12 protein-coding genes are annotated in these 13,515 nt (G+C 71.3%); 8 read left to right on the top strand and 4 right to left on the bottom strand.

Annotated elements, in window-relative coordinates; all coding sequences use genetic code 11:
- Positions 1–3: 3 nt before the first annotated feature.
- The 3 genes from OG257_RS08290 to OG257_RS08280 form a co-directional block, all read right to left on the bottom strand.
- Positions 4–1,548 (bottom strand): N-acetylmuramoyl-L-alanine amidase, encoded by a 1,545-nt coding sequence (locus tag OG257_RS08290; RefSeq protein ID WP_329206126.1) that lies wholly within the window; start codon positions 1,546–1,548, stop codon positions 4–6.
- A gap of 191 nt (positions 1,549–1,739) precedes the next feature.
- On the bottom strand, positions 1,740–2,471 hold the full coding sequence (locus OG257_RS08285) for a nitroreductase family protein (protein WP_329206124.1): 732 nt from the start codon (positions 2,469–2,471) through the stop codon (positions 1,740–1,742).
- Positions 2,472–2,561: 90 nt separating this feature from the next.
- The gene (locus OG257_RS08280) at positions 2,562–3,005 is read right to left on the bottom strand and encodes a nitroreductase family deazaflavin-dependent oxidoreductase (RefSeq protein ID WP_329206122.1); all 444 of its coding nucleotides are present in this window, start codon (positions 3,003–3,005) and stop codon (positions 2,562–2,564) included.
- Between the two features lie 228 nt (positions 3,006–3,233).
- On the opposite strand from OG257_RS08280, the gene OG257_RS08275 reads away from it, so the two are divergent.
- From OG257_RS08275 to OG257_RS08265, 3 genes are read left to right on the top strand one after another with little or no spacing between them, the layout of a single operon-like run.
- Entirely contained in the window at positions 3,234–3,467 is a 234-nt protein-coding gene (locus OG257_RS08275) for an acyl carrier protein (protein ID WP_329206120.1), read from the top strand.
- Positions 3,464–4,738 carry a beta-ketoacyl-[acyl-carrier-protein] synthase family protein gene (locus OG257_RS08270; protein WP_329206118.1) on the top strand — a complete coding sequence of 425 codons (1,275 nt, stop codon included), beginning with the start codon at positions 3,464–3,466 and terminating at the stop codon, positions 4,736–4,738. The genes OG257_RS08275 and OG257_RS08270 overlap by 4 nt, the downstream gene beginning before the upstream one ends.
- Positions 4,739–4,752: 14 nt before the next feature.
- Positions 4,753–5,688 carry an alpha/beta fold hydrolase gene (locus OG257_RS08265; RefSeq protein WP_329206115.1) on the top strand — a complete coding sequence of 312 codons (936 nt, stop codon included), beginning with the start codon at positions 4,753–4,755 and terminating at the stop codon, positions 5,686–5,688.
- A gap of 57 nt (positions 5,689–5,745) precedes the next feature.
- Here the strand turns inward: OG257_RS08265 and OG257_RS08260 are convergent, their stop codons facing one another.
- Positions 5,746–8,163, bottom strand: a complete 2,418-nt coding sequence (locus OG257_RS08260) for an endonuclease/exonuclease/phosphatase family protein (RefSeq protein WP_329206113.1) — start codon at positions 8,161–8,163, stop codon at positions 5,746–5,748.
- A 543-nt stretch (positions 8,164–8,706) separates the two neighbouring features.
- Here OG257_RS08260 and OG257_RS08255 point away from each other — a divergent pair.
- The 5 genes from OG257_RS08255 to OG257_RS08235 all read left to right on the top strand — a co-directional run bounded on the left by OG257_RS08255 (position 8,707) and on the right by OG257_RS08235 (position 13,496).
- Positions 8,707–9,960: an ROK family transcriptional regulator gene (locus OG257_RS08255; protein ID WP_329206111.1), complete on the top strand. Its 1,254-nt coding sequence runs from the start codon at positions 8,707–8,709 to the stop codon at positions 9,958–9,960.
- A gap of 300 nt (positions 9,961–10,260) precedes the next feature.
- Positions 10,261–10,806, top strand: a complete 546-nt coding sequence (locus OG257_RS08250) for a flavin reductase family protein (protein ID WP_329206109.1) — start codon at positions 10,261–10,263, stop codon at positions 10,804–10,806.
- Positions 10,807–10,819: 13 nt separating this feature from the next.
- The gene (locus OG257_RS08245; RefSeq protein ID WP_329206107.1) at positions 10,820–11,884 is read left to right on the top strand and encodes an ABC transporter substrate-binding protein; all 1,065 of its coding nucleotides are present in this window, start codon (positions 10,820–10,822) and stop codon (positions 11,882–11,884) included.
- Positions 11,881–12,753, top strand: a complete 873-nt coding sequence (locus OG257_RS08240; RefSeq protein WP_329206105.1) for an ABC transporter permease — start codon at positions 11,881–11,883, stop codon at positions 12,751–12,753. The genes OG257_RS08245 and OG257_RS08240 overlap by 4 nt, the downstream gene beginning before the upstream one ends.
- Entirely contained in the window at positions 12,729–13,496 is a 768-nt protein-coding gene (locus OG257_RS08235) for an ABC transporter ATP-binding protein (protein ID WP_329206103.1), read from the top strand. The genes OG257_RS08240 and OG257_RS08235 overlap by 25 nt, the downstream gene beginning before the upstream one ends.
- Positions 13,497–13,515 lie beyond the last annotated feature (19 nt).

Raw genomic sequence — 13,515 nt, 5'->3', positions numbered from 1 at the left:
GAATCAGAGCCCGGCCTGCAGTGCCTTCCATGTGTCGGGTCCCACGCTGCCGTCCACGTCCAGACCCCGGCCGTCCTGGTACAGACGCACGGCCGTGTCGGTCGCCGTGCCGAAGCTTCCGTCTGTGGCGACCGTCGAACCGAGCGCCGCGGTCAGCGCCCGCTGCACCCGCTTCACGTCATCGCCGTTCGCACCCTTGGTGAGCGTCGGTGTGGTCCCGGCCGACAGCAGCGCGGTCCACGTCTTCGGGTCCACAGTTCCGTCGGCGGACAGCTTGCGGGCCGTCTGGAACGCCTTGACGGCGTTCTGCGTGGTCTGTCCGAAGATGCTGTCCTCGGCACCCGCGCTGTACCCCTGCTTGTTGAGCAGGTGCTGGATCGCCTTCACCTGGGGACCCGTCGAGCCCGACCGTTGGGTCGCGTACGAGGTGAAGTCCAGCCCGACGCTGCTGCTGCCCCCGCCGCCCCCGACCAGCTGCATGTAGTAGGTCCAGTTCCAGTTGACGCCCGGGTCGGTGTGGTCGTTCCCGGGTGCCTCGCTGTGCCCGATGATGTGGGCCCGGTCCTTCGGGATCCCGTACCGGTTGCACAGGTAGGCGGTCAGCGCCGCCGAGGAGCGGTACATCGAGTCCGTGAACCACGACGCGTCGTCGATGAAGCCCTCGTGCTCGATGCCGAGCGACGAGGCGTTGGCAGTCTTGGCGTGCCAGCCGGTGTCCTTGTCGCGCACCATCTGGGTGATCTGACCGTCGGAGGAACGGACCACGTAGTGGGCGCTGACCTGCGAATCGGGGTTCTGGAACCAGCTGATCGTGCCGGCGTACGAGCCCTGCGTGACGTGGATGACGACCTTGTCGATGGCCGCCGTCCGGTTGACCGCGTAGTTGGCGGCATTGGCGGGGACCCACAGCGCCGAGGGGTAGTCGGGGCTCTGGGCGGTCACGCCGACCGCGGCCAGGGCGCCCTTCTGCGGGGCGACCGGACGGGAGGTGACCGAGATCCGTTCGCCACCGGGAACCGTCGCCCGCAGCCCCTGCGCGAGGAAGGTGTAGACGTTGTCCGCGTAGAGCGCGGACACGCCTCCCTTGGCCCCGCTGTAGCGGGCGACGGCCGGGTACCAGGCATCGATGTCTCGACGCTCGGCGCTGTCCAGGCCGAGTGCGTCGGCGTGGCTCCGCAGGAGGGCCGCGCCGCCCAGGATGTTGGTCTCGGTGTCCTGGCGCAGGTCGGCCGCGGATTCGCCGGTCAGGGCGGAGGCCTTCTCCAGGGAGCGGTTCGTGGGGTTGCTGATGAGGTGCATCACGCCGTAGCCGCCCGCCTGGCTCGGGCGTCCGTCGTGCCCGTCCAGGTGGGTTTCGCCGTAGCCCACGGCGGCGAGCAGATCGCGCGGTACGCCGAACTTCTCGGCTGCCCGGGTGAAGGCCTGGTTCATGGGATCCGGCGCGGCTGCCGCGGGGGCCGGGTGGCCGGCGGCGACGACGGCAATGACGGTGAGAGCCGCCAGAACAGCTGCGCGACCCCGGGTGTGGCCGGCGGGGCTTCTGGGCATACCTGCTCCTGGTCTGTGGGGGAGGACGGACCCCCGGGCCCGGGTGGGGTGGGCCGAGGGCGCGAGCCCGCACAGGCTATCGACCGGGTCAGGACATGCCAACGCGGCGCGAGCGTGGTCAAATCCCTTTCACTCCAATGGAGTTGGGGTGATTCCGGCACCCCCGTCGGGGGCGCCGGAGCCCCGTGCTGCTACCAGCGGTCCCGGTGGATGACGTCCGCCACCGGACGGCGCCGGACGGGCCCGAAGTTGCCCTGCGGCCACCCGACGGGAATGGCGGCGAAGGTCTCCATGTCCTCGGGGATCCCGAGCGCCTCCTTCCACTCCTGCTCCAGCATCAGGTGCCAGATGGTCAGGTTGGCGGCGAGCCCCAGGGCCCGTGCGGCGAGCAGGATGTTCTGGACGCCGGGATAGACGCAGGAACCCTCGGCGAGTGCCTGGAAGCGCGTCTGCGTGTCCGTCATGTGCGCAAGCCCCGCCGGGCCGAGCGACTCGGCGTAGACCTGCAGGCCCTCGTCGTCGAACTGCGGCTCCGGGAACCGGTAGCAGGGGATGATCAGCGCCGGTGTGTCCGCGAAGTGGTCGCGCTGGTACTCGATGGCCGCCACCATCCGGCCGTACGCCGCGTCGTCCATGCCCTTCGGCGCGTACTTGCCCGTGGTCGCCAGATACGCGTCGACGCAGCGCTTCCACAGCGGGGCCAGGCGGGCCATCACCTCGCGGTCGGTGACGACGACGTACTCGTAACACTGCATGTTGCCGCCGCTGGGTCCCCAGACGGCGGCCTGTATGAGCTTCTCGATCGTCTCGTCCGGCACGGCGTCCGGCTTGAGGCGGCGCATGGCGCGCATGGTGGACATGGTCGGGAAGAGTGCGGGTCCGTCGAGGGCGGACGGGTCGGACTGAACCGTTTCGAAGGTCATGATCGCGGAGTTTACGCATCAGGAAGCCCTGCAGGGAGCCCCGTTGGGGGCAGGCTCGGCCGGGCTGCCCTGCCGGACCGTCCGGGCAGGTCAGCGGCGCCGGAGCCGTACCACGGGGATGTCGCGGCCGGTGCCCTGCTGGTACTGCGCGTACCGGGGGAAGACCTCCACCAGATGCGGCCACACCCGGGCCTTCTCCTCGGGCGTGAGGGTCTCGGCGAGCGCCGGGAAGCGCTCCGTGCCGACCCGGATGTCGACGGCGTGTTCGGACAGCAGGTTCAGGTACCAGAGCGGATGGCTGTCCGAGCCGCCGTTCGACCCCACGATCAGGTAGTCGTCGCCGTCGCGGCCGTACATCAGGACCGTGCGCCGTACCGCCCCGCTGCGCCGGCCCACGCAGTCCAGCAGCAGGCACGGGACGCCGAGCTGGGTGGTGCCCTTGGTCCCGCCGGACGACTCGTACAACTCGGCCTGCTTCGCAACCCAGTTCGTCGGGCTGAGCTGTACCGGACCGTCGTGCTGCTCCGCCGCCATGACCGCTTCTCCCTCTCGTTGCCCCTGTGTGCACCCATCGTGTCACCCCTCCCCGCGGCACGTCGGATTCGCACACCTGGTCGTCCCCCCTCCTCACGGGGGAACGGGGGCCGGAATCCCGGCCGCGAAGGCGTATAAAGGGTGCCTCCGGAGCAGCCGGCGTCCCCGATGGCCGTCCCACCCCCACGCGGCCGGCGTCACCGCGTACGAGAGCGGAGGAGCGTCCCCATGAGCACCTCGGAAGAGATCAGCGCCTTGCTCGTCACCACATTCGGAGCGGATCCCCTGGCCATCCGGCCGGAGGTGCCCCTCCGTCAACTGCGCCTGGACTCGCTCGCCCTGGAGGAACTCCGGCTCCTCATCGAGGACCGTATGGACATCGACCTCGAGGATGTCGTCCTCTCGTCGCGCGACACCGTGGGCCAACTGGTCGCGGCAGTGTGCAGCAAGGCCGGCGCGTGACGGCCCGGCGGCCGTTCGCCCGCACGTCCGCCCGTCCGGGGACCGAGCCGTTCAGTGCCGCTGTCACCGGGATCGGTCTGGTGACCGCCGCCGGTGTCGGGGTCGAGGCGGCATGGCGCGGGGTGTGCGACACAAGCGTCGCCCCCTCGGTCATGCACCGGCCCGAACTGGCCGGTCTGCCCTGCGACTTCATGTACTCGATCACGGACCTCGACACGAGGGCCGTCCTCGGCGTCGCCGCCCAGCGGCTGATGGACCGCTTCTCGCAGCTCGCCGTGATCGCCGCACGCGAGGCGGTCGCCGACGCCGGTCTCGACCCGGCGGTCTGGGACAGCGGCCGGGTCGCCGTCGTCATCGGCTCGGCGCACGGCGGGCTTCCCTTCTACGACGAGCAGCACACGACCCTCACCGAGCGCGGCGCGCGACGTGTCTCCCCGAAGCTCGCCCCGCTGTCCGTCGTCAACGGCGCCGCCAGCAGCGTCGCCATGGACCTGGGCGTCCACGGCCCCAGCCAGGCGGTCTCCACCGCCTGCTCCTCCGGCACCGTCGCCATCGGCACCGCCCATCAGATGCTCCGCACCGGGGCCTGCGACATCGTCGTCGCGGGCGGCGCCGAATCGGTCTGCTCCCGGCTGCTCATCGCCAGCGCCTGCCAGATGCGGGCCGTCTCCACCCGCCGCGACGACCCTCAGGCGGCCTGCCGGCCCTTCGACACCCACCGCGACGGCTTCGTCGTCGGCGAGGGTGCGGGGCTCCTCGTGCTGGAACGCCCCGAGCACGCACGGGCCCGCGGGGCCACGGTCCGCGCCCGCGTGGCCGGCTACGGGGCATCGAGCGACGCACACTCCGCCGTCGCCCCGGACCCGGACGGCCTCGGCATCGAACGGGCGCTGCGCACCGCCCTGGCCGACGCGGGCCTCGACGCCTCCGACATCGGCCACGCCAACGCCCACGGCACCTCGACCGTCGCCAACGACCTCATCGAGGCGACCATGCTGCGCCGGGTCCTCGGCGAGCACCCCCTGGTCACGTCCACCAAGGCGATGACCGGTCACACCCTGGGAGCCGCGGGCGGCATCGAGACCGCGCTGACCGTCCTGGCGCTCCAGCACCAGCTCGTACCGCCGACGGCCAATCTCGACGCACCCGACCCCGCGATCCCCCTCGACGTGGTGAGCAAGGAGGCCAGGCGGGGCGCGTTCGACTGCGCGGTCAAGACCTCGCTCGGTTTCGGCGGTCACAACGCGGCGCTCGTCCTCACCAGGGCCTGACGGGAAGGAGCACCATGCCCGAGGAGATCATCCGGTCCCTGTCCGTCCACGGGCTGCGGTACGGCTACCGCATCCTGCCCCGTGCCGAACCGGCGCACGGCCCGGGCACCGAACCCGTACTCGTCCTCGGCGGCGCGCTGCAGGGCATGTTCGGCTGGCCGCAGATGGACGATCACCTGGGCCCGGTGGCCGATGTGGTCACCGCGGACCTGCCCGGCATGGGTACGGCGGACCCGCTGCCGCCCGGCGACTGCGCGGGCATCCTGCGTGCCGCGGTCACCGGGATCATCGACGACATCGGCGCGCCCCGGGTCAACCTGTTCGGCTTCTCCTACGGCGCGGCCATCGCCTTCGGCTGTGCGCGGCACGACCCCGGCCGCATCGCCCGGCTCGTCCTCGGCGGCGTTCCCGCGCACATCGGCGCCGCCCAGCGGAGCTACTGGCACCGGGCCACGGAGCGGCTGGCAGAAGGTGACGCGGAGGGTTTCGCGGAGCTGGCCGCCGACGGACTCATGTGCCTGGACCCGGACCGTCCGGTGCACCGCAGGGAACTCGCCAGGCGCTACGTACGCCGCTCGTTCCTGCACGCACTCAGCCACTCGCCGCACGCCGCGGACTCGCTGCACCGGGCGCTGGGGGACCGGCCCGACTTCTCCGGGGGACTGTCCGGCGTACCGGCCCTGGTCTTCGCCGGGGAGCACGACACGGTGACCTCGCCCCGGCGGCAGCGGGAGTTCGCCGCGACGATCGAGGGAAGCCGCTTCCTCACCCTGCCGGAGTCCGACCACTGGGTGGTCCTGGAACGCTCCGACGAGGTCGCCGCACTCGTCACCCGCTTCTTCACCGACGAACCGGCGGACGGGCCACCGGATCCGCCGCCCGCCGCCCACGCACTTCCGCGCCAGGCCACGGTCCCGGGCGGCAAGGCAGCGACCCGCGCGGACGCCTGAACGCGGTCTGCCGAACGGGATCCGGGGACGGCCGGTGCCGGCCGTCCCCGGAGGCGGTCAGTGCTTGTGGCCGCCGTTGCCGCTCACGTCGACCCGCACGATCTGCGGGTCGTGGTCGCTCGCCTGGTCGGCGAACTCCGCGTTGATGTGCACCACGTCGTAGTCGAAGCGGCGGATCGCGGGGCTGGTCAGAATGTGGTCCAGCGTCTGCGAGTTGCCGTCGTACACGTAGCTGTACTGCTCGCTCCTCGGCAGCGTCGTGATCAGCGGCTTGAGCACCTTGCCACCGGTCAGCGCGTCCATCGTCGGCGAGAACGCGAAGTCGTTCAGGTCGCCGAGCGTGATCACCTGCGCCGACCTGTCCGCCGTCAGCAGCGAGCGGACGAAGGTGTTGACCTCCGCCCCCTGCTGGACCCGCTTCGTCTCCGAGCTGCGCACGGGCTCCTGGTACCGCCCGTGCAGGGGCTGGTCGCCGCCCTTGGACGCGAAGTGGTTGCCGATGACGAAGACCGGCTTCCCGCGGAAGCGGAACTCGCCCACCAGGGGCTTGCGGCTGTCGTCCCAGGCGGCGCTCGTCGGGTTGATCCGGCCGGGCGAGACGGAGAGCGTGGCACCCTTCTTGGTCTTCACGGCCGTCACGGCGGTGGTCGCGTCGCCGCCCGCACGGTCCACGAAGTCGACCCGCTGGGGGTTGAAGAGGAAGACGTTGCGGATGTTGCCGCCGGGCTCGCCGCCGTCCTTGCCGTCCTCGGGTGCGACGTAACGCCATGCGTACCGCGGTCCGCCCGCGGCGACGATCGCGTCGGTGAACCGCTTCAGCGTGGCGTCGGAGCCGACCGTGCCGTCGTTCGCCGCGCCGTTGTCGTCCTGGATCTCCTCCAGCGAGACGATGTCGGGGGAGGCGAGGCTGACCGCGACACCCTCGGCGAGCGTGTCGAACTTGGTCTGCTCGTCGAGCGCGTCGAGGTTCTCCACGTTGTACGTGGCGACGGCGAGCTCCTTGCGCTTCTGCTTCCGTGTCACCTCGCGCCGCAGCCCGTTGTCGGTGAGCGTGCCGAGCTCGGTGGCCTGGAGGTTGTACCCGCCGAACGAGGCGTAGTCGATGACGCCCGTGGTGGAGCCGGAGAGCTCGTCGCCCACGTCCGCCACCGGGACCGGCTGCGCGGCGTTCAGCGACATCACCTTGATGCGGCCGGTGTTCTGGTCCTCGTACGAGGCGTAGAGCGTGCCGCCGCGCCGGGTGCGGTTCTCCTCCGGCTTGACCGTCACCCAGACCTCGTCGTACGCGGTCGTCGCCCCCGTCACCCGGGTGTCGGCGATCGTGGCACGGGCGCCCTCGACCGACTCGTACAGGTCCAGGGCGTACGTGGCCGGGTCCAGGGCCAGTGCGTCGATCGAACCGCCGCCCGCCGACGGTACGTAGGCGTCGGGCACCGAGGCCGCGTCGAGGACGACGGGCGCCGGAAGGGCGTTGCCCGAGGACAGGACCGTGGTGCTCGGGGCGGTGAGCTGGGTGAGCGACTGGGTGGTGGCGGACGGGTAGTACTCGGCCACCTTGCCGCTGACCAGCACCGAGTCGCCCACGGCGACGGCCGGGGCGGCGGAGCCGGTGTACACGAACAGGCCCTCGCTCGTACGGGCGTCGGCGTCCGGTGCGGTGTCCTGGATCCAGAAGCCGCGCGAACCGCTGGTCCGTACGCCGGTGACGACGCCGGGGACACCGGTGACCGCCTGGCCCACGAGCGGGGAGACACGGGTCGTGCCCTGGATGTCGTGCACCCGTACGGTGCCGGGCTCGGTCGGTCCGCCGGGCTCGCCCGGCCCTGATCCGCCCGAGGTCTGGCCGGCCGCGTTGACCGGCGTCGGGGTGCCCGCGGCCAGGTCCGCCGCGTTGTCGTCGGTGTCCGCGAGGGACGTACCGCGTGCCACGGAGGCGGTGGCCGAGGTGCCCGTCGCCGGGCCGGTGCCCTCGCGGACGACCGCCGAGCCGTAGCCGACGAGGTCCACGATCCGGGTGTCGACGGCGCAGTCCGCGGCTGTCTTGCAGGTCAGCGGTGTCGTGCCCGAGACCAGCGCGACGGTGCCGCTCGCCGCGGACATCGCGACCGTGCCGGTGGCGTCGGCGGTAGGCAGGGCCACCGTGCCGCCGGTGCCGGCGGCCTGTGCGACGAGGTAGCGGCCACCGGGCGCGACGGCGCCGGACAGCTCGGAGACCTGCCACAGCGAGCCGGCGGACGGGGTGCCCGGCAGGTACTGGACGCTGAAGCCCGACAGTCCGAACGGGCTCGAGCCGGCATTGGCCAGCTCGATGAAGTCGCGGGTGAGCGTCGCACCGGAGTTGCCGCCGCCCCCGTACACCTCGGAGATCACGGCGGTGGAGGACGGGGCCGCGAAGGCGGCGGGCAGCGCGGTCACCGAGAGGGTTACGGCGACGGCGCCGGCCAGCAGGGCGGAGCCGGGTCTGGCTATGTGCACGGGAACTGCCCCCAAGTTGTAGTGAGGTGGCAAAAGCTATGCGCGTAGACAGGGAGTGACAAGGCATCAAGAGGTTAATTCCTGGAAACGCCCGGGTTCGGGCAAGCCTCGGCCGGTCTGTGTCAAGCGCGGAAACGGTGCCGCCACACGCTCTCAACACCCGTTCAACGCGGCGCAATACGCGCGCAACACACGTCCGTGGACAGGTGTCCCAGCATGCGGGCAGTGGTTTGACCGGCTTACGCCGTTCCGGCTACGTTGCGCGGCATGCAGCGATCCGCACACCTGACGACGCGAGGTCATGTCGACCTGAAGCGCGTGTGCTCCGCGGCGTGTCACCGGGCCTGAACACACGGAGCCCGCGCGAACCGCCCACGGGGACACGCTCCCCCTGCGCGCCGCGGGCGCCCCGCCGCACGGGACAAGCGGAATCCGGACCGGACCGATACCGGCCGCATCCGCCACCAGGAACCGCCCCGCACCATCGCCGGGGCGGGACCGCACCCGTACCGCCCGCTGCCACCGAGGACCTGGAAGACACCTGTGAAGAGTCTGCCTGCGCCCGCCCGCCGCACCGGTCCGCTGCGCCGCTCGGACATCCCCGCGGCCGCAGCCGCCCGCCGTGTCTCCGGCACGGGAGCCGTGCTGAGCGCGATCCTCGACCACGGCCCGGTGGCCCGCTCCACCGTCGCCCGCGTCACCGGCCTGTCGCCCGCCTCGGTGACCGGACACGTGGGACACCTCCTGTCCCGCGGACTGGTCCGTGAGAGCCAGGAGACCACCGGACCGCGAGGCCTCGGACGCCCCCACATACCGGTAGAGATCGACACCGGCCGGTTCCTGGTGGCGGGGGCCCACATCGCCGTCGCGCACTCGACGGTCGCCCTGATGGATCTGCGCGGCCGGGTGGTGGCCGAGGACCGTCGGCCGCACCGCAGCACCGAACCCCGCGGCATCCTGGCCGACCTGGCCGCCCGGCTGCCCCGGCTGACGGCCGCTCACGCGGCCGGCCGGACCGTGCTGGCCCTGGGTGTGGCCACCGGCCACCGGGTGGACTCCGCCGCCGGAGTGGTCGTGGAACATCCTCATCTCGGCTGGCGCTCCGTGCCCGTACGGGAGATCCTGACCGCCGCCACCGGGCTGCCCGTCCATGTGGACAGCCACTCAAGAGCGTTGGCGCGGGCCGAGCAGATGTTCGGTGAGGTGTCGACGCGGGCCAGCACGGTGCTGCTGTTCATCGGCGCGGTCGTCGACGCCGCCTTCGCCACCGCGGGCGAGCTGCACCGGGGCCCGCGCTCCGGAGCGGGCAGCGTGGCCCATCTGCCGCTGGGGCCGGGCGGATCGGGTGACGCGGAGCCCTGTAGCTGTGGCCGTACCGGATGCCTCCAGTCCGAGGTCTCCGAGCGCGCGATGATCCGCCGGGCCGCCGAACAGGGCCTGCACGTCGCCTCGTTCGGTGAACTGCTGGACCACGCGATGGCGGACGAGCCGCGCGCCGTGGCGCTGTTCCGCCGCCGCGCCCGGCTGGTGGGCCGGGCCGCGGCACTGCTGCTGGACATGTTCGACCCGGAGTGCCTGGTGGTGGTCGAGCCCGGAGCGGGCCGGCTGCCGCAGTGTCTCGCCGATCTGCGGGCGGAGGTGGCCGAACGCTCCGGTGTGTGCGACGACCCCGAAAGCGCGGTGGTGCCGAGCAGCTTCACCGGATCGGTGCTGGCCACCGCGGGTGGCGCGGTCGCGCTCGGCGCGCTGTACACCGACCCGCTCGGGCCGTGGCCCGCACTGCCCGCGGTGTCCTGACCGCCCCGGCGAATACCGACTTAATTCAGATCGTTGCATTGTTGACCCGCCCTCGCCCCGAACGGGAAGATGGATTCATGACCAGCCGACAGCGGAATTCGAGGAATGTGCCCCAGGCGGCACGTTCCTGCCGCGCGGCTGCGCCGGTGAGCGATATCGCCCGGCGTTCCTGTTGTCGCCCCTGTCCGGGTAACCGATAACCCTCAGCAGAATTTCCGGGCGGTCCGCACCCTGTGCGTGTTTTCTCTCCGCCCGTCTGTCCGCGCACCCATTTTCCGCCTTTCCGACCGGGGAGAGACGTTGACCGTCACTGTGTCTTCGTATGCCGCTGTCCAATCAACCGAACCCGCCGCGCCCGGCATTGCCCCGGAACGTTTCAAGCAGGCATTCCGCAGGTACCCCGCAGGCGTGGTCGTCGTCACCGCCGACGCCGGCCACGGGCCGGTCGGCTTCACCGCCACCTCGCTCACCTCGCTGTCGCTCGCCCCGCCGCTGGTCTCCTTCGGCATCGGGACATCGGCCTCGTCCTGGCCGCACATCGAGCGGGCCGCCACCGCGGTGGTGAACTTCCTCGGCGTCGAACAGGAGGCGCTGGCCACCACGTTCGCGACCAGTGGCATCGACCGCTTCGCCGCGCCGACCCGGTGGAGCCGGCTGGCGGGCGGTGAGCCCGTGCTCGACGGGGTGACCGGCTGGCTGCGGCTCACCGTCCAGCACATCATCCCGGCCGGTGACCACCGCATCGTCGTCGCCCGGGTCGAGGAGTCCTGGCTCGACGAGGGGCGCAGCCCGCTGCTGTTCCACGACGGCTCCTACCACTCCATCCGCCCCACGCACGACCAGTGATCAGGAATTCACCATGACACGCAAAGACACCCAGCGGACCCTTGCCCGACGGTCGTTCCTCGCACTGGCGGGCGGAACCGTCCTGAGCCTCGCTGCCTGCTCCCCGCAGACCAAGGCCGTGGCCGGCGCGGAACCGGCCGGCGCCCTGCCCACGGGAAATCCGCCGGCAGGCACGAAACTGACCATCGCAGTCCGTACGGCCCGACTCCAACTGGAGCCGGCCGGGCTCGCCGAAGAACTGAAATTCACCGTTACGGAATGGCCGAACCTCTCTGCGGGCCCCGACATCATCCAGGGATTCCGTGCGAAATCGATCGACCTGGCCACCAATGCGGGAATTCCGCCGATCCAGGCGCACGCCATCGGTGTCGGAGCGAAAATTGTCGGAGTGCAGGTCCGCAAGAAGCCGACGTACGTCTTCGCCACGGCACCCGGATCGTCCATCAGGAATGTGGATGACTTCCGGGGCAAGAAGATCGGGTTCTCCCAGGGACAGGCCCAGGGCGTAGTGGTCCTGCGCGCACTGAAGGCGGCGGGTCTGAGCAACAGCGACGTCGAGCTCGTCGCCCTGCCCAGCACCCAGTTCCTGACCGCCCTGCAGTCCAAGCAGGTGGACGTGGCCCCGCTGGGCGAGCCGACCATCACCAAGTACCTCAGCCAGTACGCCAAGGACGGCGCCCGCGGGGTGAAGACAGAGGTGGTGGACCTGCTGACCGTGCTCTGGGCGCCGAACGAGGTCCTCAACGACCCGGCGAAGGCGGCGGCGGTGCGCAGCTTCATACCGCTGTGGGCGCGGGGCCAGGTATGGGCGTGGGAGAACAGCGACGAGTGGATCGACACGTACTACGTGAAGGACCAGGGCGTCACCAAGGAGGACGGCAAGCGCATCGTCGCCGCCCTCAACAAGCCTCACTTCCCCGCGAACTGGGACGAGGCCATCGCCTGGGAGCAGGAGACCGCCGACCTGCTCGCCGAGGGCGGATTCGTACCCGAACAGAAGGCGTCCGAGCTGTTCGACCGCCGCTTCGAAGGGCTGGCGGCCGCGGCCGTGGCCGCCGAGTACCGGGAGGGGTCATGACGGATCTGCTGTCCAAGGCACGCGAGGCCCGGCCGGAGGCCGTGGAGGCTCCGCGGGCAGCCGCGGAGGCCGCCCCCGCATCCCGCGGCACCCGGCGGCGGCTCGGCCCCGGCCGGTCCCTGCCCTTCGGGCGGCTGATCGGGCCCGTGCTGCTCGTCGCCGCATGGTGGGCGGCGTCCGCATCCGGCTATCTCGACCCCCGCATCCTGTCCTCGCCCGGCACCGTGCTCGCCACCGCGGGCGACCTGGTCTCCACCGGCCGGCTCCAGGACAACGTCCTGATCTCCCTCCAGCGCGCCGGACTCGGACTGTTCTTCGGGGTGTCGGCCGGGGTGATCCTGGCCGTGGCGGCCGGACTGAGCCGCAGCGGAGAGTACCTGCTGGACGGCCCGCTCCAGATCAAGCGGGCGATCCCGTCCCTGGCCATGCTCCCGCTGCTGATCCTCTGGCTCGGCATCGGCGAGCAGATGAAGGTCACCGTGATCGCGCTCGGCGTCGCGGTGAACATGTACATCAACACGTACGCCTCGCTGACCGGCATCGACAGCAAGTACGTGGAACTCGCCGAGGGACTCGACCTGGGCCGCTGGCAGTTCATCCGCAAGGTCGTCGCCCCCGGCTCGCTCCCCGGCTTCTTCGTCGGCCTGCGCCTCGGAGTCACCTCGTCCTGGCTCGGCCTCATCGTGGTCGAGCAGATCAACGCCACCAGCGGTATCGGCTACATGATGTTCCAGGCCCAGCAGTACGCCCAGTCCGACGTGATCATCGTGGGGCTGGTGGCCTACGGGATCTTCGGCTTCGCCTCCGACGCGGCGGTACGCGCAGTCGAAAGGAGGGTCCTGTCATGGCGACGCACACTGGCGGGCTGACGGAGGTCCTGCCCGGCACCGAGGGCGAGCGGCCCGCGGTACGCACGACCGGGCTGGTACGCAGGTTCGGCGACCGGGTCGTCCTGAAGGACCTCGATCTGACCGTGGCGCCGGGGGAGTTCACCGCGCTCCTCGGCCGCAGCGGCTCCGGCAAGTCCACTCTGCTCCGGGCCGTGGCCCGCCTCGACCACACGGTCGAGGGATCCGGTGAGCTCCTCGTACCCGAGCGGGTGTCCCTCTCCTTCCAGGACTCCCGCCTGCTGCCCTGGCTGCGCGTGCTCGACAACGTCATCCTCGGTCTGCGCGGCCCGAAGGCCCGTGAGCGGGGCCTGACCGCGCTGGCCGAGGTCGGCCTCGAAGGCCGCGACCGCTCCTGGCCCCACGAGCTGTCCGGCGGCGAACAGCAGCGCGCGGCCCTGGCCCGGGCCCTGGTCCGCGACCCCGAACTCCTCCTGGCCGACGAGCCGTTCGGAGCACTGGACGCGCTGACACGGATCAAGATGCACGGCCTGCTGCGCGAACTGTACGAACGCCACCGCCCCGCCGTCCTCCTGGTGACCCACGACGTCGACGAGGCCGTCGAACTGGCCGAGCGCGTGCTGGTGCTCGAGGACGGCCGGATCTCGGTGGACCTCAGGATCGACCTGCCGTCCCCGCGCTCCCGTCGCGACCCGCGCTTCCAGGAGTACCGCGACACGCTGCTCGGCGCCCTCGGCGTGGCGCAGCCCCAGCTCACGAACTGATTCCCGAGGAGAAGACACC

Origin of the sequence: Streptomyces sp. NBC_00683 (genome assembly GCF_036226745.1) — a bacterium.
GTDB lineage: Bacteria > Actinomycetota > Actinomycetes > Streptomycetales > Streptomycetaceae > Streptomyces.
Note: the sequence above shows the minus strand (reverse complement) of the source record. Positions and strands in the feature narration are given on the sequence as shown.